This is a genomic window from Prosthecobacter sp. GW821-HT29F12, from assembly GCF_058803405.1.
On record NZ_CM179517.1, the window covers coordinates 4,562,568 to 4,585,242 of the forward strand.

General features: G+C 62.5%; 24 protein-coding genes. 14 read left to right on the plus strand and 10 right to left on the minus strand.

Annotated elements, in window-relative coordinates; all coding sequences use genetic code 11:
• The first annotated feature begins 10 nt into the window (after positions 1-10).
• The 3 genes from AC3RLQ_RS18755 to AC3RLQ_RS18765 all read left to right on the plus strand — a co-directional run bounded on the left by AC3RLQ_RS18755 (position 11) and on the right by AC3RLQ_RS18765 (position 3,708).
• Positions 11-541 (plus strand): peroxiredoxin, encoded by a 531-nt coding sequence (locus tag AC3RLQ_RS18755; RefSeq protein WP_397381800.1) that lies wholly within the window; start codon positions 11-13, stop codon positions 539-541.
• Positions 542-660: 119 nt separating this feature from the next.
• On the plus strand, positions 661-2,229 hold the full coding sequence (locus AC3RLQ_RS18760) for a hypothetical protein (protein WP_493030179.1): 1,569 nt from the start codon (positions 661-663) through the stop codon (positions 2,227-2,229).
• Positions 2,230-2,283: 54 nt separating this feature from the next.
• Positions 2,284-3,708, plus strand: coding sequence for a class II fumarate hydratase (locus AC3RLQ_RS18765; protein WP_493030180.1), 1,425 nt, complete (start codon positions 2,284-2,286; stop codon positions 3,706-3,708).
• A gap of 29 nt (positions 3,709-3,737) precedes the next feature.
• Here AC3RLQ_RS18765 and AC3RLQ_RS18770 read toward each other — a convergent pair whose 3' ends face one another.
• Entirely contained in the window at positions 3,738-4,247 is a 510-nt protein-coding gene (locus tag AC3RLQ_RS18770; RefSeq protein WP_493030181.1) for a universal stress protein, read from the minus strand.
• A gap of 100 nt (positions 4,248-4,347) precedes the next feature.
• Complete coding sequence (locus AC3RLQ_RS18775; protein WP_493030182.1) at positions 4,348-4,800, minus strand: hypothetical protein; 453 nt, start codon at positions 4,798-4,800, stop codon at positions 4,348-4,350.
• Between the two features lie 123 nt (positions 4,801-4,923).
• Between AC3RLQ_RS18775 and AC3RLQ_RS18780 the strand changes: the two genes are divergently transcribed.
• From AC3RLQ_RS18780 to AC3RLQ_RS18795, 4 genes are all read left to right on the plus strand, one after another.
• Positions 4,924-5,361 carry a hypothetical protein gene (locus tag AC3RLQ_RS18780; RefSeq protein ID WP_493030183.1) on the plus strand — a complete coding sequence of 146 codons (438 nt, stop codon included), beginning with the start codon at positions 4,924-4,926 and terminating at the stop codon, positions 5,359-5,361.
• Positions 5,362-5,367: 6 nt separating this feature from the next.
• On the plus strand, positions 5,368-6,219 hold the full coding sequence (locus AC3RLQ_RS18785) for an alpha/beta fold hydrolase (RefSeq protein ID WP_493030184.1): 852 nt from the start codon (positions 5,368-5,370) through the stop codon (positions 6,217-6,219).
• Between the two features lie 67 nt (positions 6,220-6,286).
• The gene (locus AC3RLQ_RS18790) at positions 6,287-6,931 is read left to right on the plus strand and encodes a plastocyanin/azurin family copper-binding protein (RefSeq protein ID WP_493030185.1); all 645 of its coding nucleotides are present in this window, start codon (positions 6,287-6,289) and stop codon (positions 6,929-6,931) included.
• 19 nt (positions 6,932-6,950) lie between these two features.
• The gene (locus AC3RLQ_RS18795) at positions 6,951-7,364 is read left to right on the plus strand and encodes an OsmC family protein (RefSeq protein WP_493030186.1); all 414 of its coding nucleotides are present in this window, start codon (positions 6,951-6,953) and stop codon (positions 7,362-7,364) included.
• A 435-nt stretch (positions 7,365-7,799) separates the two neighbouring features.
• On the opposite strand, the gene AC3RLQ_RS18800 is transcribed toward AC3RLQ_RS18795, so the two are convergent.
• Together AC3RLQ_RS18800 and AC3RLQ_RS18805 are read right to left on the minus strand one after the other, a co-directional pair.
• Positions 7,800-8,516 carry a hypothetical protein gene (locus AC3RLQ_RS18800; RefSeq protein ID WP_493030187.1) on the minus strand — a complete coding sequence of 239 codons (717 nt, stop codon included), beginning with the start codon at positions 8,514-8,516 and terminating at the stop codon, positions 7,800-7,802.
• Positions 8,517-8,537: 21 nt separating this feature from the next.
• Positions 8,538-9,275: a 3-keto-disaccharide hydrolase gene (locus tag AC3RLQ_RS18805; protein ID WP_493030188.1), complete on the minus strand. Its 738-nt coding sequence runs from the start codon at positions 9,273-9,275 to the stop codon at positions 8,538-8,540.
• 204 nt (positions 9,276-9,479) lie between these two features.
• On the opposite strand from AC3RLQ_RS18805, the gene AC3RLQ_RS18810 reads away from it, so the two are divergent.
• Together AC3RLQ_RS18810 and AC3RLQ_RS18815 are read left to right on the plus strand one after the other, a co-directional pair.
• Positions 9,480-9,896 carry a VanZ family protein gene (locus AC3RLQ_RS18810; protein ID WP_493030189.1) on the plus strand — a complete coding sequence of 139 codons (417 nt, stop codon included), beginning with the start codon at positions 9,480-9,482 and terminating at the stop codon, positions 9,894-9,896.
• 77 nt (positions 9,897-9,973) lie between these two features.
• Entirely contained in the window at positions 9,974-11,164 is a 1,191-nt protein-coding gene (locus tag AC3RLQ_RS18815; RefSeq protein WP_493030190.1) for an IS110 family RNA-guided transposase, read from the plus strand.
• Positions 11,165-11,763: 599 nt separating this feature from the next.
• Here the strand turns inward: AC3RLQ_RS18815 and AC3RLQ_RS18820 are convergent.
• Both AC3RLQ_RS18820 and aroC read right to left on the minus strand, forming a co-directional pair.
• Positions 11,764-12,456 carry a hypothetical protein gene (locus AC3RLQ_RS18820; RefSeq protein ID WP_493030191.1) on the minus strand — a complete coding sequence of 231 codons (693 nt, stop codon included), beginning with the start codon at positions 12,454-12,456 and terminating at the stop codon, positions 11,764-11,766.
• Positions 12,457-12,460: 4 nt separating this feature from the next.
• Positions 12,461-13,546: a chorismate synthase gene (aroC, locus tag AC3RLQ_RS18825; RefSeq protein ID WP_493030192.1), complete on the minus strand. Its 1,086-nt coding sequence runs from the start codon at positions 13,544-13,546 to the stop codon at positions 12,461-12,463.
• A gap of 75 nt (positions 13,547-13,621) precedes the next feature.
• Between aroC and AC3RLQ_RS18830 the strand changes: the two genes are divergently transcribed.
• Positions 13,622-14,377, plus strand: coding sequence for a phosphodiester glycosidase family protein (locus tag AC3RLQ_RS18830; RefSeq protein WP_493030193.1), 756 nt, complete (start codon positions 13,622-13,624; stop codon positions 14,375-14,377).
• A gap of 3 nt (positions 14,378-14,380) precedes the next feature.
• On the opposite strand, the gene AC3RLQ_RS18835 is transcribed toward AC3RLQ_RS18830, so the two are convergent.
• Positions 14,381-15,934, minus strand: coding sequence for an NAD(P)/FAD-dependent oxidoreductase (locus AC3RLQ_RS18835; RefSeq protein ID WP_493030194.1), 1,554 nt, complete (start codon positions 15,932-15,934; stop codon positions 14,381-14,383).
• 146 nt (positions 15,935-16,080) lie between these two features.
• On the opposite strand from AC3RLQ_RS18835, the gene AC3RLQ_RS18840 reads away from it, so the two are divergent.
• Together AC3RLQ_RS18840 and AC3RLQ_RS18845 are read left to right on the plus strand one after the other, a co-directional pair.
• Positions 16,081-16,959: an LpxL/LpxP family acyltransferase gene (locus AC3RLQ_RS18840; RefSeq protein WP_493038743.1), complete on the plus strand. Its 879-nt coding sequence runs from the start codon at positions 16,081-16,083 to the stop codon at positions 16,957-16,959.
• A complete protein-coding gene (locus tag AC3RLQ_RS18845) occupies positions 16,956-17,780 on the plus strand; it encodes a polysaccharide deacetylase family protein (protein WP_493030195.1) in 825 nt (274 codons plus the stop codon). Before AC3RLQ_RS18840 ends, AC3RLQ_RS18845 begins: the two co-directional genes overlap by 4 nt.
• Here AC3RLQ_RS18845 and AC3RLQ_RS18850 read toward each other — a convergent pair.
• The gene (locus AC3RLQ_RS18850) at positions 17,727-18,392 is read right to left on the minus strand and encodes a class I SAM-dependent methyltransferase (RefSeq protein WP_493030196.1); all 666 of its coding nucleotides are present in this window, start codon (positions 18,390-18,392) and stop codon (positions 17,727-17,729) included. The two genes, AC3RLQ_RS18845 and AC3RLQ_RS18850, sit on opposite strands and share 54 nt — an antisense overlap.
• On the minus strand, positions 18,389-19,606 hold the full coding sequence (locus AC3RLQ_RS18855; RefSeq protein WP_493030197.1) for an AMP-binding protein: 1,218 nt from the start codon (positions 19,604-19,606) through the stop codon (positions 18,389-18,391). Before AC3RLQ_RS18855 ends, AC3RLQ_RS18850 begins: the two co-directional genes overlap by 4 nt.
• Before the next feature lie 80 nt (positions 19,607-19,686).
• On the opposite strand from AC3RLQ_RS18855, the gene AC3RLQ_RS18860 reads away from it, so the two are divergent.
• Positions 19,687-20,910, plus strand: coding sequence for a beta-ketoacyl-[acyl-carrier-protein] synthase family protein (locus AC3RLQ_RS18860; RefSeq protein ID WP_493030198.1), 1,224 nt, complete (start codon positions 19,687-19,689; stop codon positions 20,908-20,910).
• Complete coding sequence (locus AC3RLQ_RS18865) at positions 20,907-21,932, plus strand: hypothetical protein (RefSeq protein WP_493030199.1); 1,026 nt, start codon at positions 20,907-20,909, stop codon at positions 21,930-21,932. Before AC3RLQ_RS18860 ends, AC3RLQ_RS18865 begins: the two co-directional genes overlap by 4 nt.
• A gap of 1 nt (position 21,933) precedes the next feature.
• Here the strand turns inward: AC3RLQ_RS18865 and AC3RLQ_RS18870 are convergent, their stop codons facing one another.
• Positions 21,934-22,578 carry a DUF4412 domain-containing protein gene (locus AC3RLQ_RS18870; protein ID WP_493030200.1) on the minus strand — a complete coding sequence of 215 codons (645 nt, stop codon included), beginning with the start codon at positions 22,576-22,578 and terminating at the stop codon, positions 21,934-21,936.
• Positions 22,579-22,675: the final 97 nt, after the last annotated feature.

The following is a 22,675-nucleotide window of genomic DNA, read 5'->3' on the forward strand; positions in this document are numbered from 1 at the left end:
GTAGCCCCTCATGAAAACGCGTCTCTTCCTTCTTACCACCATGTCCATGCTCAGCGCACTCTTTGGAACCGCCAACGCTGGCGAAGGCGAAAAGGTCAGCTACCCCGCTCCGGTGGTCTCTGGCATCAACCAGGACGGTGCCACGGTGAACTTCGCCGATGTGTACAAGAAGGGGCCGACGGTGGTCTTCTTCTACCCGAAGGCTGACACTCCCGGCTGCACCAAGCAGGCCTGCTCCCTGCGGGATGCCTTTGCGGATCTCTCCAAAGAAGGCGTGCAGGTGCTCGGCGTGAGCTTTGACAAGGCGGAGTCGCAGAAGGCGTTCAAGGACAAGTTCACGCTGCCCTACGACCTCATCGCCGATCCAGAAGGCAAGATCGTCGAAGCCTTCAAGGTGAAGAAGATGCTCAAAGGCCTGCTCTCACTCGCCTCTCGCAGCTGCTTCCTCATCAAGGATGGCAAAGTGGTCTGGCAGGACTACTCGGCCGCCACCGACCAGCAGGCCGCTGACATCAAGCGCGTGCTGGCCGAGGTGAAGTAACTCGCCCAGCTCTGAAAGTAGCAAAGTTGTTTCAATCAAAAGACCGCCGGTGTGCAACTGGCGGTCTTTTTTGCTTTTAGATAAACGCCAGCGCGTCAGTGCTGTCTTTAAAACACCGCGTGATCATTCCCTCAGTTCTCCAAACTTCCCCATTCTCACGCCTCTGCGTGGTTGCTGTGTTGCTGCTGGCGGCGCAGGTGGGAGTGCGTGCGGACTGGCGGGATGACATCGGCTACACCCAGCTGGCCGCCGAGCTGGGGGCTGCTGTGCCGACTGGCACAGGCATCGTGTTGATGCAGTCCGAAGCCAATGATCAGACCTCGCCGCCCAACTACCTGCCGCAGGACGGCGGCCCCGGCTCGTTTGCCGGTGCCGGTCCATACACCGGCAAAACGTTTTTCGCCGAGTCCGGTGCAGGGGTGGTGCTGAGCCATGCGCAGTCTGTGGCCTCCTTTTATTATGCCAATGGCACCGGCATCGCTCAGGGAGCCACGGAAATCCACAACTACACTGCGCTCGACTTAATCAACCGGATCTACACCGGCTCCGGCCCGGAAGTCCTGCCGGGGCGGGTGCAGAATCACAGTTGGAAAGGCACCACGGACGCCACCACGGACCCGCAGTTGCTGCGGAGTCTGGACTTTCTCATCAATCGAGATGGCCGCATCGTCACCGTGCCATTGGACAATAACACCGGGGCGCTGCCACCATTGCTGGGGAACAATTACCATGCCCTCACCGCCGGCCTCCGCTCCGGCGTCCACAGCCTGGGCGGCACCAACACGGATGGCTCCGGACGCATGAAGCCCGATCTCGTGGTCAATGTCGGGGAGACCAGCTATGCTGCACCGGCCATCGCAGGCGCAGGAGCGGCGCTGCTGCAGTCCGCCGTGGCCTTGGGCAACACCAACGCGGAAAAGCCCCAGGTCATCAAGGCGCAGATGCTGGCGGGAGCATCGAAACAAAATCTGCCGCAGTGGGTGCGCCAGTCCGATGCCACACCGTATGACGCTGTCTTCGGCGCTGGCGAGCTGAACATCCGCAACGCCTACTACATCCAGCAGGCGGGCCAGCATGCGTTTTCGACCAGTGCGGAATCTCCCTCACGCGGTTGGGATTTTTCCACCAGCACCACCAACTCTTCGGGCCGGCGTTATTTCTTCAGCATCCCCGTCGGGCGCTACGCCACCACGTTCTCCGCAGCTGTCACCTGGCACCGCACGGTTGTTGGTTTTCCCGGCTCGTACACCAGCACTCTGTCAGACCTCAATCTGAAGCTCTACGCCTCCACCAACTTCACGCCCGGATCCACCGCGCTTTATTCCTCCACCAGCAGCGTGGACAATGTGGAGCACCTCTTTTGCTACAATCTCCCGCCCGGCCAGTACGTCCTCGTCGTCACCGTGAATTCGAGCAGCCCCTCATACGGACTGGCCTGGGATGCCCAGCTTGGCAGTGGGCCTGCCGTGGTGCCCAGGGTCAGCGGCGGACAGGTGTTCTTGGACGTCTCCAGCCTGGATCCCCGCGTCAGTTACACCCTCGAAAGCTCCCCCAATCTGGTCAATCCCTGGACCCCTGAGCAGACCTTCCGCACTGCGGACACCACCCCGTCCTTCACCCACACGTTCCAGCCCACCCAGACCGCCGGAAGTTATTTCTACCGCCTGCGCTGGACGCCGGTGAGGTGAGGAAGGTGGGTGAATGCCATTTCCCCTCCGCTCATGACGTGCGTATCCTCTGCCATGAACACGCGCACCGAGACAGACAGCATGGGGGCGATGGCCGTGCCGGCGGAGGCGCTCTATGGCGCGAGCACGCAGCGGGCGGTGCTCAATTTCCCCGTCAGCGGGCGCTGTGTGCCGCTGCCGGTCATTCACGCCTATGGGCTTATCAAATGGGCGGTGGCGCGTGTGCATGAGGAACTGGGACTGCTGCCGCAGGACAATGCGGCGCTCATTGAGCAGGCGGCCTTGGAGGTGGCGGAGGGCAGGCACGATGCGCATTTCGTCATCGACATCTATCAGACCGGCTCCGGCACGAGCACGAACATGAATGTGAACGAGGTGGTCGCAAACCGCGCCTGCCAGATCGTCGGCAGGCCCCTCGGAGCGAAGGACCCCGTGCATCCGAATGACCATGTGAACATGGGGCAGTCCAGCAACGACACCTTTCCCACGGCGGTGCACATCGCCGTGGCGCAGGAGTTGAACCGGAGGCTTCTTCTGGCGCTGGAAACGCTGCAGCATTCGCTGGCGGCGAAGGCGGAGGAGTTCTGGGAGGTGCTCAAAATCGGCCGCACGCATTTGATGGATGCCACGCCAGTTCGCCTAGGGCAGGAGTTCAGGGGTTACGCACGGCAGGCGGAGCTGGCGGTGAGCCGCGTGCACAAGGCGCTGAACGCCCTCATGGAGCTGCCCCTGGGCGGTACGGCCGTGGGCACGGGACTGAACAGCCACCCGGAGATGCCCGCCCGCGCCATACCGCTGCTCGCTGAAAAAACCGGCCTGCCTTTCAAGGAGGCGCAGGATCACTTTGAGGCGCAGTCGGCGAAGGACGCCCTCGTGGAAGTCAGCGGTCAGCTCAAGACCGTGGCCACCAGCCTCTTCAAGATCGCCAATGACCTGCGCTGGCTCAGCTCCGGCCCGCAGTGTGCCATCGGCGAGATCATGCTTCCTGCCACTCAGCCTGGGAGTTCCATCATGCCCGGCAAGGTGAACCCCGTGATGTGCGAGAGCCTCATGCAGGTGTGCGCCCGGGTCATGGGCAACGACACCACCGTCACCTGGTGCGCCGCCAACGGGAACCTGGAGCTGAACGTGATGATGCCCTCACTCGCCGCCGCGCTGCTGGAAAGCATCGAGTTGCTGACAAATGCCACGGCGCTCTTCGCCACGCGCTGTGTGAACGGCATCGTGGCGAACGGGGAGCGCTGCACGAATTTCATCGAGCACAGCCTCGCGATGGTGACCGGTTTGAATTCCAAGATCGGCTATGACAAGGCCGCTGAAATCGCGAAGCAGAGCGCCAAAACGGGGACACCGGTGCGCGAGCTCTGCCTGCAACAGCTTGCAGAGCTGGGCATCACAGAGGCGGAGCTGAACGAGGCGCTGGATCCTGCCAGAATGACCACGCCGGATGCAGGCATGGTGGGCGGCGGCGGGGGATGATAGCAAACAATCCTCCTTTTAGTCCTGCATCAAATCGGCGCAGGAACTCCGCCCAGCGGGCCCACCCGCGCGAGCTGGGCTTTCTTGGCGGCCATTTTCACCAGATGGGTCTCCGGGGCGGGCACGCTCGGGATGACCAGCACGGGGCGGCTGGCATGCTGGATGACGCCGGTGGTGACGCTGCCGGCGAACAGATGGTACAGCGCGCCATGGCCATGGGAGCCCATGAGGATGATGTCGGGGGCGATGCTTGCGATCTGGTCCAGCACGGTTTCCAGCAGCAGGCCGCCAAACACCTGCGCCGTGGCCTGCACCCCGTGATCGATCAAGGTGTCGCGCATGAGGAACAACTGCTGCTGGCGTGATTTGAACACGTCCGGCGGGACAGCGGGCGGCTCAAAATCCACCACCAGCGGTTCCGGCGGCACGACGTGGACGAGAACCACATTCCCTCCGAACGCTCTCGCGTGCTCTTCGGCTTGCTCGAGGACTTGAGGGCTGACATCGGAAAAATCAATGAGTGCGAGAATGGTTTTCATGGCTTGAGGGGAGGTGGTTGGTGCGCGTCCCATTATGGATACGAATCCCGCCCCGCATCCGGGCGGGGCTATCAGCAGCAGATGGGGCCTGCCGCAGGTGTCACGTCAACCACCATGCCAGCGCCGTCTGCTGCGGTTTGAGCGTGGCCAGGGTCTGGAAAGGCGGGCTGGCGCGGATGGATTTTTCAAACTCCGGCAGCTCTGAGGGCAGGCTGCACTGGCAGGTGCCGGGCTCCAGACCCATCAGGTCTGGGTCAGCAGCGTAGGTCAGGGTCAGCGAGAGCTCGCTCATGCCGTCCTCATCTTCGTCTCCAGGTTCGATGAAATGGCGGGAAAACTCGAGCTGGAAGGTTTTTTCAGTGCCCTGCCCGTTCACACCCCACTGGCAGTGCAGGGTGTCGCCCTCTTCATCCAGAATGCAGTTCTCCGCCCGCACATCGCGGTAAAAGGCCTCCATCTGCGCCAGCGCGGTGGCTGCATTTAGGCCCTGCACCGTCATCCCGGCGTCGGTGACGGCGGCTTCAAACGTGGTGGCGGAATCGGCAGGTTGCATGGCTCACGAGTACATCGCCATGCGATCTTGTTTCGGTGGTACTGAAATCGGGCTGAAGCGGGAAGGGGAGGGACTATTTTTTTGATCGCCTTTCCCTGCTGCATCACTCAGCATGCCAGGCGCATGAGTTCCTCCACCCATCCCATCGTTATTCTGGCTGTGCTCGGTGCCGTGGCCACGGTGATCATGCTGATCACCGTGTTCCGGGTGCGCAGCTGGGGGCTGAAGGTGCTGCTGGTGCTTATCGCCCTGATGACGCTGGCCCCGGCCGGGCTGGTGGTGTATGCCATGCATCCGGAGTGGATGGACGCCCGCTACCGCAGCTACAAAGGCTTCTACGAAGGCATCCGGCTGGGCATGACACGGGAGGAGGTCATGGCCCTGCAGACGCAGTTTTACCCGGAAGGCGGCCCCCGCCAAAAGCCGCAGATCATCATTGATGAAGAGAAAAGCCTGACGTTTTTCATGCATCCGGAACATTCAGCGGAACCGAATTGCGAGGGTATTTTTTTGGTTTTCGAGAACGGGAAGGTGAAGTCTAAAACCTATTCCCCGGACTGAATCCCCATGCCTCTCTGGAAACGCCTGCTGCGCCTCGTCGCCATACTCATCCTCACACCGGTGATCTTTCTGCTCAGCTGCCAGTCCAGCCTGATCTACCACCCGAATCCTTACCGGGCGGAGTATGAGAGCATGCTGCAAGCCAACAAAGGAGAGCGCGTGCACTTTGAGACGTCTCAGGGGCATCAGACGGCTTTTTACATCCCACCGATCAGACCTGCCAGCGGCCTGCCGCAGACGCTCTGGCTGTGCTTTGCCGGGAATGGCTCGCTGGCGCTCGACTGGCTCTATGACACGAACGCGTGGGATGACCGCTTTGCGTATTTGCTGGTCGATTATCCCAGCTATGGCGAGTGCGAGGGCACCCCGAGCCCGGCGCGAATCCGGGAGAGCGGCAAGGCGGCGGTGGAGGCGCTGGCCAGGCACCTGCACACCACCCAGGCCGAACTGCAGCCCCGTCTGGCGGTACTGGGCCATTCCCTAGGCTCTGCGGCGGCCCTGATGGCGGCGGATGATCTGGACATCCGGCGCGGGGTGCTGATGTCCCCCTTCACCACGATGACGGACATGGGCCGCATCGTGCTCGGCTGGCCGCTGTGCTACCTGAACCAGCACCGCTTCAACAACCGCGCATCGTTGCGCCACGTGGCCTCCGGTGCCGGGGCGCGGTTCGTGATTTTTCACGGCGCGGAGGATGAGGTGATCCCCGTGCGCATGGGGGCGGAGCTGGCGGCGGCCCACCCGCAGGCGGTGACTTTTTACGCCGTTCCCGGCGGGCATCACAATGACCTGCTGGACCTGATTTCACCCCAGATCGGTCGGGCGATGGCGGAGGTGACGGCGGGCGCGAAGCCGTAAGGCACACGGCGGTTGCTTTCAGGCGCTGCTGTGCTCTGATGGGGGCTCAATCCCCACCCACTAGCCCATGTCCGCGCCCTCCTCTACTTCGGAAAAATCCTCCTCCATCTGGTCTGTTATCAATCTGATCATCGGATCAGTTCTCGGCGGGGCTGTTTTGCTGTGGGTGCTGGCCTTTATTTTTGACGGCCTGGGCTCTCTGCGTCCGAAAGCGAAAGCCGCGACTGCTGCTCCGGCTGCCGCTGCTCCAGCCGCCCCCGGCGCTGCTCCTGCCCCTGCTGCTGGTACCGCCGCCGCTCCGGCTCCTGCTGCTGCTGCTGCCGCCGCTGACCTGCCTGTGCTTGAAATCACCATCAAGCCGGACCCCTCCAACCCGCTGGCCTATGACACCAAGACCATCAGCGCCAAGGCCGGCCAGAAGATCAAGCTGACCTTCACCAACACCCACCCCACCCTGCCTCAGCCGCACAACATCGTGATCGGCAAGCTCGGCACCAAGGACAAGATGATGGGCATCGCCATGGGCGCCATGACGCTGGTGGACAAAGGCTACATCCCGGACTCCCCGGACATCCTCGCCCACACCAAGCTGCTTCAGCCCGGCAGCAGCGAGACCATCGAGTTCACCGTGCCTGCCGCCGGTGACTACCCCTACTTCTGCACCTTCCCAGGACACGTCGCCATCATGAACGGCGTCCTCACCGCGCAGTAATTTTTCACCGTCCCCCGCCATGGCCGTCTCCATCAGCGTCGATTACGAAGGCGGCCTGCGCTGCCGGGCCACGCATGGCCCATCGCAAAACCAGTTCATCACCGATGCGCCGGTGGACAACCACGGCAAAGGCGAGTCCTTCAGCCCCACCGACCTCGTGGCCACGGCGCTGGCCACGTGCATGGCCACCGTCATCGGCATCAAGGCCCAGCAGAAGGGCTACGACATCGTCGGCATGAAGGTCAGCGTGGAAAAGCACATGAGCGAGGACAGCCCGCGCCGCATCGTGCGCCTGCCCATCACCATCCAGATCCCGCTGCCGGAAGACCACCCCGACCGCAAGCTCCTCGAAGCCACCGCCCTCGGCTGCCCCGTGCACCACAGCGTGCACCCGGACATCGACAAGCCGGTGACGTTTGTGTGGGGTGTGTAGTAGTAGGGGTGAGTTTGATAAGGCTTCGGAGTTGAGCGTGCGAACGCTACAAGTCGTGCAAATCATCAGCGCCAACGGCGGGCGGGAGCTTTTCAAAGGGCGCATGCGATGAGACAGCAGCCCAAGCTGGGACGAAGTCTTCTAGGGACGCGCACAGCGCATCCCTGCCATCCAGAACAGCGTGTGCCGCAGAGCGGGTAGGGAACCGCTGCGCGGGTCCGTGATTTCGGGTCTGTCGCTTCGCAGGTGATCAAAAAGATGCGCCATCCTGAAACCCTCCGACAGCACAAGGCGGAGGCGTTTGAAAAGGGGGGAGCGATGAGGTGGCAGCCCACGCTGGGACGAAGGATTCTACGGACGCGCACAACGCCTCCCTACCATCCCTGATGCGTTGAAGCACACGCTTGGACCATGATGGATTGATGTCCTTCGTGGTTACCGCACCCAGCGTGCGCCGCTGGAGAGGCCTACGTGCCAGTCGCGGAGGTGCATGTCGGAGTAGTCGGTCTTGCCCTGGGCGCCGATCATGGTGGTGCCGGTGGCGCGTCTCCAGGCTTTGCTGAAGCTCTCGGCGGTGTGGCAGCCCCAGCTCTGGCAGTAGGCTTTGCCGCTGAAGGCCCAGCGGCTGATCTTGCGCAGATCGTTCTCATGCAGCCACGCGGTGGAGGTGGCGTACACGTCCGAGCTGTAGTCAAACATGAAGCTGTACTTGTTCGAGTGGCCGAAGTACTCGAAGCCGGAGATCTTGAGATTACCGCGGCCGGACTGGCCGTTGTTGATGTAGTTGATCAATTCCTGCGTGCTGCGGAACCATACGAGATGGATGTAGGGGTAGGCCTTGGTCACGGATTCCACGTTCTGCGTCAGCGGCTGGTGCTCGGCGGCGGCGCGGCGCACGTAGGCGTCCCGGTACACCAGCCAGGTGATGCGCGTGTTGGCAGGGACGGTCTTGTGGATCTCCTGCATGCGCACGCGGGCGGTGCGGATGAAGTTGCCCCACCAGCGGTCGTGCTGCTCTCCGGGCCGGCGCAAATCCTCAAACCCGCGTGACGCAGGCCCTCCGCTGACGACGAGGTATTCGGTGTCTGCAGCGGCCTTGGTGACAAGGCCGCTGGTGAGCAGGAGAAGCGCGGAGAAAAGCAGGCGGGTCATGATGGGGCTAACAAAGCACGACTACTTCGTTTCGACGAGCTTGAAGTTCTTGAACTGCACGACCATCGGCGGGCCGGCGTGGATCTGCAGGGCCAGGAGGCCTTCCTTTGGCGCGTTGGCGGTGTCTTCATCCGTCACGTCGATGGTCTGCTGACCGTTGATGAAATGCTGCACATGGTTGCCCTTGGCCACGATGCGGTACTCGTTCCAGTCTTCGGACTTGATGCTGGCCTGGATGGCGGCGCTGTCTCCCACGCTGCCGGTCACTTCCACCACGGCCTTCTTGCTACCGTCGGCGGCGGGCTTGATCACGGTCTTTTCACCGCGCTTGGCCAGGATGCCACGGCCGCGCTCTTCGTAGAGGATGCCGCTGTAGGTCTTGCCGGCCTCGAAGTCAGCCTGGTAGCCGCTGATGATGGGGCCGTTTTCTCCGGCATTGAGCTCCTTGCTGCGGTACTGCACGCCGGAATTGCCCTTTTCGATGCGGTATTGAAACGTCAGCTCGAAATCGCTCACGGTGCCGCCTTTCCAGACCAGGAAGGTGTTGTGCTTGAGGATGCTCTTGACCGGAGCGTCGGGCTTTGCCGGATCCGCAGGAGCTGCCGGCGTCTTGCCGGTGATGGTGCCGTCCTGCACGCTCCAGAGGTCCTTGTTGCCTTCCCAGCCGGTGAGGTCCTTGCCGTTGAAGATTTCTTTTTCTTCCGCGCTGGCGAAGGAAAGGGCGGCGAACAAGGCGGCGAGAGCGAGGTGCAGTTTCATGAAGGATGGTTGTAGTGGTCGGGCGAGGTTTAACGCGCAGCCCCGGGGTTGTCTATCGCTTTGCAGGAGGCGGAAGGATGGGTCGCTCTCGCAAAGAGTGGGAGGTGGGGCAGGGATGGAGGCGCCATCGAAGGCATGTGCGGAGCAAGATCGTGATCTTCTTGAAATGGAAATGGGTGCTAAGTCTGCTATACACCGCGCACAATGCCACTGCCCCGCTTCCTCTCTTCTCCCGCCCTGTGGCGTTTTTTGGTCGTGCTGTGGTTCGGGTTGCTGTTCTGGCTGTCCTCCCAAACGCATCTGCCATCCCCTGCGAGTTTTGAAGGCGTGGACAAGCTGGAACACACGATCTTTTTCTCTGCCGGCGGCATGTGCTTCCTGCTCAGCCTGCGCCTCGCGGGGCGTGCCAGAGCCACGACGGTCGCCATTCTCGCCTCGGTGCTGTTCTGCGGCGCCATCGGCGGCTTTGACGAGTGGCATCAAACCTACACCCCGGGTCGCAGCGGCGGTGATGCGTGGGACTGGACGGCTGATTTGTGCGGTGGGTTCATCGGGGCTTTTCTGGCGTTTGTCGCGGAGCGGTGGCTGAAGAGAGAGCGGATCAAGCAGCCTCTGCTGTAGATACCATGTGGGCGGAGTCACCGAAGCGGATCGGTGATAAGAAGGAAGTGTTAAGCAACCCTGAACACACCACCCACATGGCCAAGCAAACTACCCAAAGCATCAAGACAAACAAGAGCGGCAAAGCGGCGAAGACGACGTTGAGCCGCAAGGAACCGGCTGGCGCAAGCATCGCTGTGAAGCCAGAGACATCGGCCGCGCAGTCTGCGCCGCTGCCCGAGATCATTCATTCCGGCATCGACGTGCATCTGCGCCAGCACGTGGTCTGCCGCAAGACCGACGCCGCCACCGTGCAGCCCGCCCAGCGCATGAAGCCGCAGGAACTGGTGGCCTGGGTGGTCAAGCAGAAGAGCCAGGCCAAACGCATCGTGTGCTGCTACGAGGCCGGACCCTTTGGCTACACGCTGCAGCGGCAGCTCGCGGCGCAGGGCATCACCTGCCATGTGGTGCGCCCGCAGGACTGGGACCGGCACGGTGAGCGGGTGAAGACCGACAGCCGTGATGCGCGCGAACTTGCCGAAGCCCTCGCCCGGTATGAAGCCGGCAACAAGCACGCGCTGGCCATTGTGCGCGTGCCGGAGGTGGAGCAGGAGCAGCGGCGGCTGATCACACGGCAGCGCGAAGGCTTTGTGCGGGAGGTGCGCCGCCTCGGCGCGATGGGCCGCAGCCATGGCATGAGCCAGGGGCATGAGGTCAGCGGCCGCTGGTGGCGCAAGGGCGCGTGGAGTGCGCTGAGCAAACGGCTGCCGCAGCATCTCAAAGATCTGCTTGAGCCGCTTGTCCAGGTGCTCGTGAAGCTTGATGAACTCATCGCGCAGCGCGAAGCAGAGATCGAAGCGCGGGCCACGGCGGCGACGTCGCGGCCCAAGGGGCTCGGAGCGCTCACCGAACGCATCATCGAAAACGAAGTGCTCGACTGGACCCGGTTCAACAACCGGCGGCAGGTCAGCAGCTACACCGGGCTGTGTCCCAGCGAGCACAGCAGCGGCGGCAAACGCAGGCAGGGCGGCATTAATAAACATGGCAATCCCCGGCTGCGGCATGCGCTGGTGGAATCGGTGTGGCGGTTCATCCGGCTGCAGCCCGGATGGAAGCGGCTGCTCAAAGTGGTGGAGCGCCTGAAGGGCGATGGCGGCAGAGCTCCGGCCAGCAAGAAAAAGATCGCCGTGGCCCTGGCGCGCGAGCTTGCCGTGGACCTCTGGCGGCTCAACACCGGACGCAGCACGCTGGAGGCCCTTGGACTCATCGCAGCAAAGACGGCCGCATGACGCGGTGCTGGTGAGCACGCGAAGTGACTCATCCCCAAACCCGAGTGAACCCATCGCGACATCAAGCCCCAAGACACAGCCCTCGCCAACACAGACACCCCTTTCCCCCGAGACAACCCTTTGGAACGGCGCGGCGCGCTCGACACCCAACCTGGTCAGTGGAAACTGACCGGCTCGTAGATGGAGCCGCCGCCCGTTCCTCCAGCCGCAAACGAATGAAGTAACATGCACTGATCCGCAGAGATCACGTGCGGATAGCAGGATGGAAAGCGCTTGAGTCCAGGCGCCCTAGCTGGAGGAAGCCGTCACCAATCCCATCAACAACCCACCCCCGACACGAGGCGAATCACTCGCCGCAGAGGTCCCAAAAAAACGAAAGACAAAGAAAACAACAACACATCTTTGACAGAGCCCTCATAGCAGGTTGGGTGTGGCGACAGCCCATCCACCAGCGTACGGCAACGCCCATGGCCCTTTGCACTCCAGAGTAGCTCGTTTGGCGTCGCGGACTCTGGATGACGCGGAACCATCACGCGCCAGACACACCCACACAGCCTGCCCTGCATCAGGATGGCTCCGCCAACGCCGCCTTGCCCAGATCACTTCCTCTTTTTGCGAATGCCCCAGGCCCCCAGCCCGACCAGCGCGAAAATGCCTGCGGCTGCCATCATCCAATCACGCATCCGCCTTGCCCCTTCGGTACGCATCGCACGCGCTCCGGCACTCTCGGCAAAAAATCGCCGATGCAACAAGGGCGAAGCCACCTTGAGCACCTCCAGATCATCATCCGTAAACTCCTCCGGTAACATCGCAGTCCGCCGCAGGATCTCCGGCAGCGTAGCCGTGCGCTCATCGAGAACCATCAGCTCCTGCACATCAAAGCACGGCGACCCTTCACTCCGGTGAAGAATCACAATCAGCCTCTGCCCCTTCTTGAAATGCCACAACCTGCCCCAGTCTTCATCAATTGGAACGTAAGGTGATTGCTCGTAGCTGGCCTGAAGCACCGCCGTTTCAACGCCCGCGATTTGGTCCAGATACCCATAGGCGGAATCCACTCGCAGCATGCAGGACTCCGCGAGCCGGGTCTGCTGCGGCTGGCGGTCTTCCTCCGCAGCCACCTCCGTGACCGTGCCGACCAGAAACGTCTGAGAATCTCCCTTTTCAGGGAGCCTCGGCACACTCTGGATCACCAGTTCCCGCCCGCCGGTTCCCACCGCGATTTCCGGCAACGGCCCGCCATAGCCAGCCAGGCACGTCGTGCCGGTGAAGAGCCAGGCAAGCCATCGCATCCCATCACCCCCTCATCGCGCGCTGGCGCAGGAAATGATCGGCCAGCACCAGATGCACCATGGCCTCCACCATCGGCACAGCGCGTGGCAGCACGCAGGCATCGTGGCGGCCGCGTGCGGAGAGGGTCGTGTCCTCGCCAGTGTTGGTCACGGTCTTCTGCTCGCGCAGCACGGTGGCCGTAGGCTTGAAGGCCACGCGGAAGACGATCTCCTCGCCATTGCTGATGCCGCCCTGAATGCCGCCGCTGCGATTCGTGCGAGTGCGGACCTTGTCACCGTCCATGTAGAATTCGTCGTTGTGCTCCAGGCCCGTCATCGTCGTGCCGCCAAAGCCGCTGCCGATTTCAAATCCCTTGGTCGCAGGCAGGCTCATCATCGCCTTCGCGAGATCCGCCTCCAGCTTGTCGAACACCGGCTCTCCAAGCCCCGTCGGCACGCCGCGCACGACGCACTCAATGATGCCGCCCACGCTGTTGCCTTCGCTGCGGATCTTCTCAATGAGCTCGATCATCTGCTCCGCCGCCACAGGGTCACAAGTGCGGACGATGTTGGATTCGATCACTGCCGAAGTGAGCTCCGCGCCCACGGGCACTTTCGCTTCAATGTGTTGCACCGTCTTCACGTAAGCCAGGCATTCGTAACCCTTGAGCGAATGCTGCAGCACCTTGCGCGCGATGGCACCGGCAGCCACGCGGCCGATTGTCTCGCGTGCGCTGGAACGTCCGCCGCCGGACACGGCGCGGATGCCATACTTGGCGTCGTAGGTGTAATCAGCGTGGCTGGGGCGGTAGGCCTGCTGCATCTCCGTGTAGGCCGAGGGGCGCTGATCTGTGTTGCGCACCAGAATGCCGATGGGCGTGCCTAGCGTGAGGCCATCCAGCACGCCGGAAAGGATCTCCGCCTTGTCGTCCTCTTTGCGCGGCGTGACGATCTTGCTCTGACCGGGCCGGCGGCGGTCGAGTTCCGCCTGGATGTCCTCCACGGTGAGGGGGATGCGTGGCGGGCAGCCGTCAATGACGACGCCGACGCCGATGCCATGGGATTCGCCCCAGGTGCTGATGTGGAAAAGGGTGCCTAGACTGCTGGACATGTGAGGGGCATCATGGGGCAATACGCCCCGGGTTCAAGATGGTTGTGCGATGGCCTGAATTCAGCATCCTGTCGCATGATCTTTCCCCGCTGGCTCCTCACCCTTTTCGGCTGTGCCACCCTCACATCCCACCTGCACGGCGCTGAGACGGTGGATTACGAAGGCGGGCGCTATCACCTCTACCGCGTGGACAAGGCCGACTGGTCGCGCCTTCAACTCGCCTGGCTGGGTGACAACGGCCAGCCGTTGGGAGATTTCAACGGCCTGCGCCGGCAGCTCGCCGCGCGCAACAAACAGATCATCTTCGCCACCAACGCTGGTATCTACGAACGCGGCCCGAAACCCTGCGGCCTCACCATCTGCGCCGGCAAAGAGCTGGTGCCGCTGAATCTGAACGCAGGCGAGGGCAACTTCTTCCTCAAGCCCAACGGCGTCTTCTACCTCGACGACCAGACCGGCCCAGGCGTGATGGAAGCGGCGGAATTTGCCAAAAGCGGACTCAAACCGCGCCTCGCCACGCAGTCCGGCCCGCTCATGCTGCGCCAAGGCGTGATCCACCCCGCCTTCCAGGTGAACTCCCCCAACAAACGCCTGCGCAATGCCGTGGGCGTGCGCAGGAAAGACGGCCAGATCCTCTTCGTGATGAGCGATCGCGAAGACGCCGTGAAAGGCCGCGTGACGTTTCACCAATTCACCCGCTTCTTTCAGCACCTCGGCTGCGAAGATGCCCTCTACCTCGACGGCGACATCTCCAACATGCTCGTGGATCCCAAACCAGACGCCAAGTTCACCCCCAACACGTTCGCGGGGATGTTTTTCGTGGCGGAGTGAGGGTCACGCCTCCACCGGCTTCTTCTCCATCACCATCACCGGCTCTCTGGCCGCAGTGGGTGCCAGCCAGGTGGTGATCTCCGCCTTGATCCAGACCTTGATCCCAGCCCACAGCAACCGCGCGGCGGTGTGGTCTGGCGACAGGCTCATGAACGGCATCCAGACGTGCCCGTTGTTGGCGCGGCCATAGATGCCCTTGCGGCGCCGCTCCTGCCCGAGGTGCACGAAGCGGCGGTTGTAGAATGCCATGAAGCCGGCAAAAAATGCACCCGCCTTCCCTTCGTACGGCATGTGAATCCATTCATCATCCGGATTGTCATACACCCCCCGCACCGGGCCGAGGAAATACGCGGAGAGGTCCAGCAGAAACGTCGCATTGATCAGCTCCGCGTCGCCCATGTAGGAGTACTTGTCCTTGTAGAGGGAGTTGAACCACATGCGGTAGCTGCGCGGGTAGGCCGTGTTCAAGTAATCGGTGATCGCCTGCGTGTTTTCACCCGCCAGATTCTTCTGCACCAGATCCACCGCCGCAGACACCGTGTGGCCGCAGAAGTCGAGCCCATGACTGTAGAGCGGATCCATGAATCCGGCCGCATCACCCACCATCACCCAGCGGTTTCCCGCGATGCGCTCGGAGCGGTACGCAAGGTTCTTGTAGTAAAAGGTGTCATCGGCATCCGGCACGGCGTTTTCAAACATCAGCCGGCCAATCGGGTGCGTCATCAAATGCGCCTGCAGGCGCGCCAGCAGCGAAGGCCCCTCCGGCAGTGTGAAAAACCGCCGGTCCCACGTGACTCCGGCGCTGAAGCTGCCATCGGACAACGGGATGATCCAGCACCACCAGCCATGACCCATGAGATGATTCGTAGCCGTGGTGCGGAGCTGGCTGACATCCTTCATCAGCGATGGATGCATCTTTCGGCTCTTGAAGCTGTCGAGCCCGTTCACATTGCGAAAACGGCACCAGATGGAGGAGGTCGGGTGCTCGCTTTCCAAGGATTGATGCAGCCCGAGTTTCCTGGAAAGCACAGCAGCCTTGCCGGAGGCATCGATCAGCCAGCGCGTGGTCACCGTGCGCATCTGCCCTTCCTGCGGCATGATTTCCAGCGTGTGCGGCGCCTCGTCTTCCGAAAGCGTGATGGTTTTGATCGTGGCCGGGCGCAGCAGCTCGCAGCCGAAATCACAGGCCTCCTTCAGCAGATGCTCGTCAAGGATGGCACGGTCCAGCTGGAAAGTGGGCAGCCGTGACTGATAGCGCGGCCCGACCTCGGTGAGGCAGCCCACATCATCCTCAGGCGTCTTGCAAAACCACATGCGCAGACCGTGCTTTTGGTAGTGATGCGCGCTCAGATGGTGTCCCTGATGCAGCACGCGGGTGAGGAAGCAGCCCGCCACTTCGGAAGTGCTTTCCCCCACTTTGCGGTCAAACTGCACCGTGCGCTCTACGATGAGGATTCTCATCTCCGGATGCTCGCGTTTCAGCATCATTCCCGCCGACGCGCCGGAGAAAGCACCGCCCATGATGACCACGTCGTAATCGGTGTTGGAGGAATTCATGCGTGCAAGTGCTGAAAAAGTCAGTTGTCGGAGCGGGTGTGACAGTCGAAACAGAACGTTTCATCCCATCCATGGTACGCCTCTAAATAATGCCATCCGCCGAATCTGCAACTCACGAGCCGACCGCGCCTCCCCCTCCCCCGCGCATGGGTCTGCATGATGCATGCTGGACCCAGGCGATCTTGTCTCTCATGCGCTGGGTGCCTGCACCGGTCTTCACGCTGTTCGCCTATCCCATCTCCTTGATCGCTTACATCCTGGCGGTGGAGCCGCGGGAGGCCATACGTGCCAATCTCAGCGCCCTCATTCCCGGCAAAGGCTCCAGCTGTCTGGCAGGATTTCAGGTCTTCCTCCAGTTTTCGCTGACCTATCTTGACCGCCTTTGGTATTTGCATTTCCAGCGCAAGATCGACTGGGAGATCATTGGCGAAGGCGACTTCGAGGATCTGGAAAAACACCCGGGAGGCGCCCTGATCTTCACCGTGCATTCCGGCAACTACGACATCGGTGCCAGCCTCTTCGCACGCAAATTCACCCGGCCCGTCCATACCGTCCGCATGCCGGAGGCCTCGGACTCGCTGAAAAAGCTGCGCAGCAAGGAGCTGTGTGACGAAGAAGGCCGCGAGCCGAATCTCCACGTTCATTACAACGAACCCGGCGGCCATCTCGGCATGGAGCTGTGCCGGCTGCTCCTCGCAGGTGAAGTCGTCTGCGTGCAGGGCGACCGTGTCCTGGGTGAGGTGACCCCCTCACTGGCCCACATTGATGGCGTGACCTTTAAAATCCCGCGTGGACCTCTCGTGCTCGCAGAGGTGACCGGCGTGCCCTGTTACCCGGTCTTCCTCACCCGAAGGGGGCGGCTTGCCTACCGCATTGAGATTGGCAAACCTTTCTTCGAAGGCGGGCGCAAGGCCAAGGCCGCCGAGATCAGCGCCGCCTGGCTCCCGGTGATGCATAAGTTTCTTCTGCAGCACTGGGACCAATGGTTTGTCTTTGAACCGCTCGTCACCCGCGATCCGGCATGAATGCGGCCGTCCGTGCCAGCGCCCTGCGGCGTGCGTACTTTCGCTTCGCCTTGGCCCTCGGACCTGTACCGGTGGTGATCTGGCTGATCGGGCGCGGGCAGCCTCTGGCGGCGGCGCTGCTGTTTTGCACCGTCCTGACCACCATGATGATCGGCACCCTGGTGCCACGCTGCGCCTTGTTCGGCCGCATGATCAAACAACTGCCTCCGGCTGGAAACCCGGTGCTGCTCACCATCGATGACGGTCCGCACCCCAAGCACACCCCGGCGATTCTCGACATCCTCGACCGTCACCGCATCAAGGCGCTGTTCTTTCTTGTCGGCGAACGTGCCGCAGAACATCCGCAGCTCGTGCGCGAAATCCTCATGCGCGGCCACGAAATCGGCAACCACACGCAGACGCATCCTGCCACCACCTTTTGGATGCTCCGCCCCGCCAGGTTGTGGCGCGAGATCGCAGGCTGCCAGGAGACGCTGGCCGCCCTCTGCCCGGGTCAGCCGCCGCGCTTTTTCCGCCCGCCCGCAGGCCATCACAACCTTTTCACCGCACTGATCGCCCAGTCCCTGGGCCTGCGCATGATGCTGTGGAACGCGCGGGGATTTGACGGCGTGCTGACAGACGTGCCCACCATCACCCGCCGCATCGCCCACCGCTTGAAAGCAGGTGCCATCGTTCTGATCCATGAAGGAACCCCCGTGGCTGTCGAAGTGGCCGAGGCCGTCGCTTCCATGATGGCTGCGAGCGGCCTTCCCTGCGTGCCGCCGGCCTCAGTCGCGTTCAGCGACGACGAGATGGTTGTTGAACGGCGTGCCGCCCCATAGCGGCTGCACCCGCACCTGCAGTCCGGCGGCGCCCAGCACGGACTCAAATAACGCACGGTCCGGGTAGCACACCGGTGCGTCCTTCATCCAAAAGGTCAGCTTGGCCAGCCAGTCTCCCGCCACGGTGATGCGGAAGCGCAGGGACTCGTTCTGCAGGCAGGTGCGGATGATCAGCTTCCCCCCCTGCGCCACGCGCGATGCCGCCACTTTGAGCAGCGCCTCCTGCTCCTGCCGCGTGAAAAACTGCAGGATGTCCAAGATCACCACATGCCCGCTGCATTCCGGAAGTCCGGCGCGTGCATCCCCGGTCATAAAGCTGAGCCCTTCACAGTCGCTGAGCGAGACCATGCCATGAGCACAGGAGATTTTTTCCGCATCGTAATCAAATCCGGCGATGGCAGGCGCAAACCCTGACTCACGCAGATAAAACGCCAGCAGGCCGATGCCGCAGCCAATATCGAGCACCGGCAGCGGCGAGCCCAGCAGTTCTTGGGTGACTGCGGCATAAACGGGATCAGAACGCAGCTTTACCACCGAATAAAAACGCTCATGGCGCCTGGCGCAAAGCCGGGTGATGCGCCTTAGGGCACTGGATGGTAAACGGGTGTTCATGGTCTGCCGATCCATTTACGCGGGACTTCCCAAGGTGCGAGCAATGAACAGGCCGTGATTTTAAAAGCGGGATCAATCTCCGCCTGAGGCAGGCAGACTTCCGCCACGATGTCCTGACAGCGCTCGGGATCGCGGCTCTGTGCGCCGTAAATGGTCACCTGGTCCAGCTTCGATGCCCGCATGATTTTTTCAGCAATCTCGAGGGGGCTGAGCTTCCGGCCCGCCACATTGATGCCTGCACCCGTGCATCGCTCAAAGCGCAGGCGGTCTCCCTCCCGCTCCACCAGATCGCTGGTGGTGAAAACCCCGGCCCCATAGTTCTCCTGCGGCAGCTGGTCATCATACCCCAGCCCCACGGAGCTGCTGGTCACCACCAGACGCCCCCCGGCATCGGTCTGCGTCTGCACACCCGGCAGGGGGGCTCCGATATCACGACCATCCTCACGCAAATCGAGCGTCTCATCCCAAGACACCGCACCGCACTCGCTCGTCCCATAGAGATTGTGAATCTTCAGTCCATGCTGCTCCAGCGCCATGCGCTCCAGATCGAGCGTGAGCGGAGATCCGGCGGAGATCGCCAGACTGATGTTGTCAAAGCAGACATCGCCCCTGAGCCAGGCCTTCCACAAAGCTGGAACTCCTGGCAGAAACACCCGCCGGTGGTGCTTCATCGCCTCCGTCAAGGGCTGCGCAAACGGCTGCGGCGCATAGCAGGTGGGCACCCCGTTGAGCAGCGTTTGCAGCACCGTCGTCGTCAGACCAAAGGAATGCGCACAGGAAATCGCCGCCACCCCCGTGCCGCGTGAGCCGAGATCCAGCGCCGCATGCAGCCGGTCCACATCCGCGGCGATTTGATCAAACGTGAAAAACTGGCAGCGGCGCACCCCCGAGCCACCCACGGCCTGCTTGATCAGGGCCGTACCCGCAGGCGGCGGGCTGGCGGGAATGCGGCGGGAGCGGTCTTTTTCCACCAGCTGCACCGGGACACCATACAAAAACCCCGCCAGCAGCAGGCGCAAAATTTGTGGCACCTCGCCCTGAACCAAGACGTAATCACCGGTCGGCTTCAAGGCACGCGCCTCGGCATCCAGCTCGCGAAACGTGGTGGCACGTCCGTCAGCAAGATACAAAGCCGCCTGCGCGCCGCGCTCAGCCACAATACGATCCCAGCGTTCACCAAACATTTGCAGTCCTTGCGGCGAAGCGTAAACCATAGGCCGCGCCGTGCGGTAGAATGAACACTTGCGTTAGCAGTTCAACCCTCCACACCACGAATCTCATCCTGTCTTCCCTAGTGCCTCCACCTTTAAGTCAGAACATCGCCATCACCGGAGCGGGGATAGTTTCACCCTTGGGCATGGGCTGGCAGGCCAATGAAGAGGCGCTGGCAGCGGACCGAACCGCCTTCAAACCGGTCGATCTCTTCGACACCCGCGAATTCATCGCCAAAACCGCCGGAGTGGTGGATCTGCCCGCAGAAAGTCTCTTCCACCGCATCCCCGCCCACAAACAGACCTACTTTGATCGCGGCACGCGCATGCTGCTCATGGCCATCCGCGAGGCGCTGGCACAGGCAGGCCGGGAGAACATGGAAGGCATCGACGCCATGGTCATCGGCACCTCCGCCGGGGCCATGCCTCTGGGAGAGGCCTATTTCGAACACGCGCATCAGGATGCCGCGCGCGTCCCCACCCAGCTTTCGCGTGCCGAGTATTACCAGCCGCAGCGCCAGATGAGCAGCATCGCCGCCGAGTTTGGCTGGCGCGGCCCGGTCATCATCGTTTCCAATGCCTGCGCCTCCGGTGCCAACGCCATCGGCTGGGCGGCGGACATGATCCGCTCCGGCCGCGCCAAACGCGTGCTCGCAGGCGGCTACGATGCGCTCGCGAAGCTCGTGTTTGCCGGGTTTGACACCCTGCACGCCCTCGCACCCAGCGGCATCCCGCGCCCCTTTGATGCCCAGCGGGATGGCCTCGCACTCGGTGAGGGCGCCGCCGTCATGCTGCTGGAAGCCGAAGAAGTCCGCCAAAGCGCGGCCCTGGGAAACGTCTCCGGCTATGCCACCGCCACCGACTTACATCACCTCACGCAGCCGGATCCCGCTGGCAAAGCCGCCATCCGCACCATGACCACGGCCTGCGCCCAGGCCGGTGTTTCACCCGCTCAAATCGGCTACATCAACTCCCACGGCACCGGCACGCCGTTCAACGACGTGGCTGAAGCCTCGGCCATCGCCGCCTGGGCGGGTGATGCCGTGTCCAAGATTCCCGTCAGCTCCACCAAGTCCTCCATGGGTCATCTGCTCGGCGGCGCTGGAGCGGTTGAAGCCGTGATCTGCCTCATGGCCCTGCAGGGGCAGTGGCTGCCCGGGAGCCTGAACGTGCGCGAGATCGATCCCGCTGTTCACTTTGATCTGGTGCGCCAGTTCCGGCGCGCTTCGCTCGACTATGCGCTGACGAATTCCTTCGGTTTCGGCGGCACCAATGCAACACTTGTGCTGCAAAGGAGGTCCGCATGAACGCGCGTAATATCCGCATTCGTGGTGTCGGCGCCGTCAGCTCTGCCGGCTGGAGTGCCGCCGCCATGCACGCGGCCGTGCTGGCGGGAACACCGCTGCCCTCCCGCTCCTGCGCCCGTCCCGGCGATGTTCGGAACTGGCCCTGCGAATCCCGCTTTGCCCCCCCTGCCCCGCCGGAAAAAGTCGCGCGCCATCCGCGCCTGCGCCGCTCCAGCGCCATCACCCGATACTCTGTGGCTGCGGCTCTGGAGGCACTCGCAGATGCCGGACACGACCCCTCTGCGCCGCCCCCCGGCCTGGGCATTCTCTTTGTCATGATGAATGGCTGCGTGAACTACACCGGCCGCTTTTACGACGAGGTGCTGCAAAATCCCGCCCAAGCCAGCCCGTTGATCTTTCCTGAAACCGTGTTCAACGCGCCCGCCTCGCATGTCGCCTCCTTCCTCGGAGTTGATGGCGCGGTCAGCACGCTGCTAGGCAGTCCAAACTCCATCATGGAAGCACTCGACACCGCCGCGTTCTGGATCGGCAGCGGCATCGTGGAGGACTGCCTGCTCATCGCCGCGGAAGAATGCGACTGGCTCAGTGCTGAGGCGCTCACCTACTATCACCCCAAGCTCATCGGCTCCGAAGGTGCAGGAGCACTCCTGCTCTCCGCCAGTGGCGGCGGGCCACGCGTCAGCGAGATCATTGGCCCGCTGGGCTACCTTTCCTGGCAGGAGCGCGGCGACCTGCTGCCGGAACTTGCTGCGCAAACACTGGTGCATTGCCAAGGCCCGGCCACGCTCATCAATGACCGCACCGGGATCTCGAAACTGGACCACACAGAGATCGCGGCCTGGTCCGGGCGGACTTGGGACGCCGTGCTCAGTCCGAAGTACGTCCTCGGTGAAAGCATGGGGGCCAGCAGCGCCCTGCAGCTTGTCCTTGGAACTCTGGCCGTGCGGCAGACACAGCAGCCCGTGGTCATCTCCATGCCCGGCTCCAACACCGCCGCCTACGCGTGTGTGCTGACGCCGTAGCTCATTTCGGCGCGCCGGGCATTTTCATTTCGTTGTAGCCGGCAGGCGGCACAAACTCCTCCGCAGCCACCGTCTCCTCTTTGGCTGAGACCAGGTGAGAGACCACACTCTTGCCCATCATCGTCATCTCGGATTTCACCACCATGCCGTCGAAATCCGAAGCCTGCGGTGAAATGCCGGAAACCGCGCCGCCCATCACCTTGCCGAGCTTGTCACTGATGGCGCTGATCTCAGCGTGTTTCGGGAAATCCTTGGCCACCCAGAAACGGCCTTTGCCCAGCGTACCTTCCCAAGTGTAAATCTCCGCGTTCCACTCGCCGACTTTCTCCTTCTGCCCCGTCGCCACGGGCTTGGCTGCCGTCTGGCCCCCCGGGGCCTTTCCCGTCTTTTCCAAAGAGGCCTTCAGCGTCGCCAGATCCATCTTCATCATCATTTTCTGCGCATGCATCATCATGACCATGCCCTCAGCCCCCAGGATGGCGGACATCTTGTCTCCCATGTCCACTCGGGCCTGCTCTCCCTTGATCTTCGTGGTGACCACGGTCTCCTTGCCGTCCGCGTCAGTCTTCTGCACCAGCACCCAGTCGGCGCGGGCATGGGTGGCGGCCAGCAGCAGGACAATCAAAGAAAAAAAGCGCGTTTTCATAAGTGCCGCAGGTTACCCTGAAACGCAGCCGGGGGTCAATCATGAACGTCTCTGGCCTTGAACTGCATTCTTCCGCCCCTCATGATCGTTCTTTCCG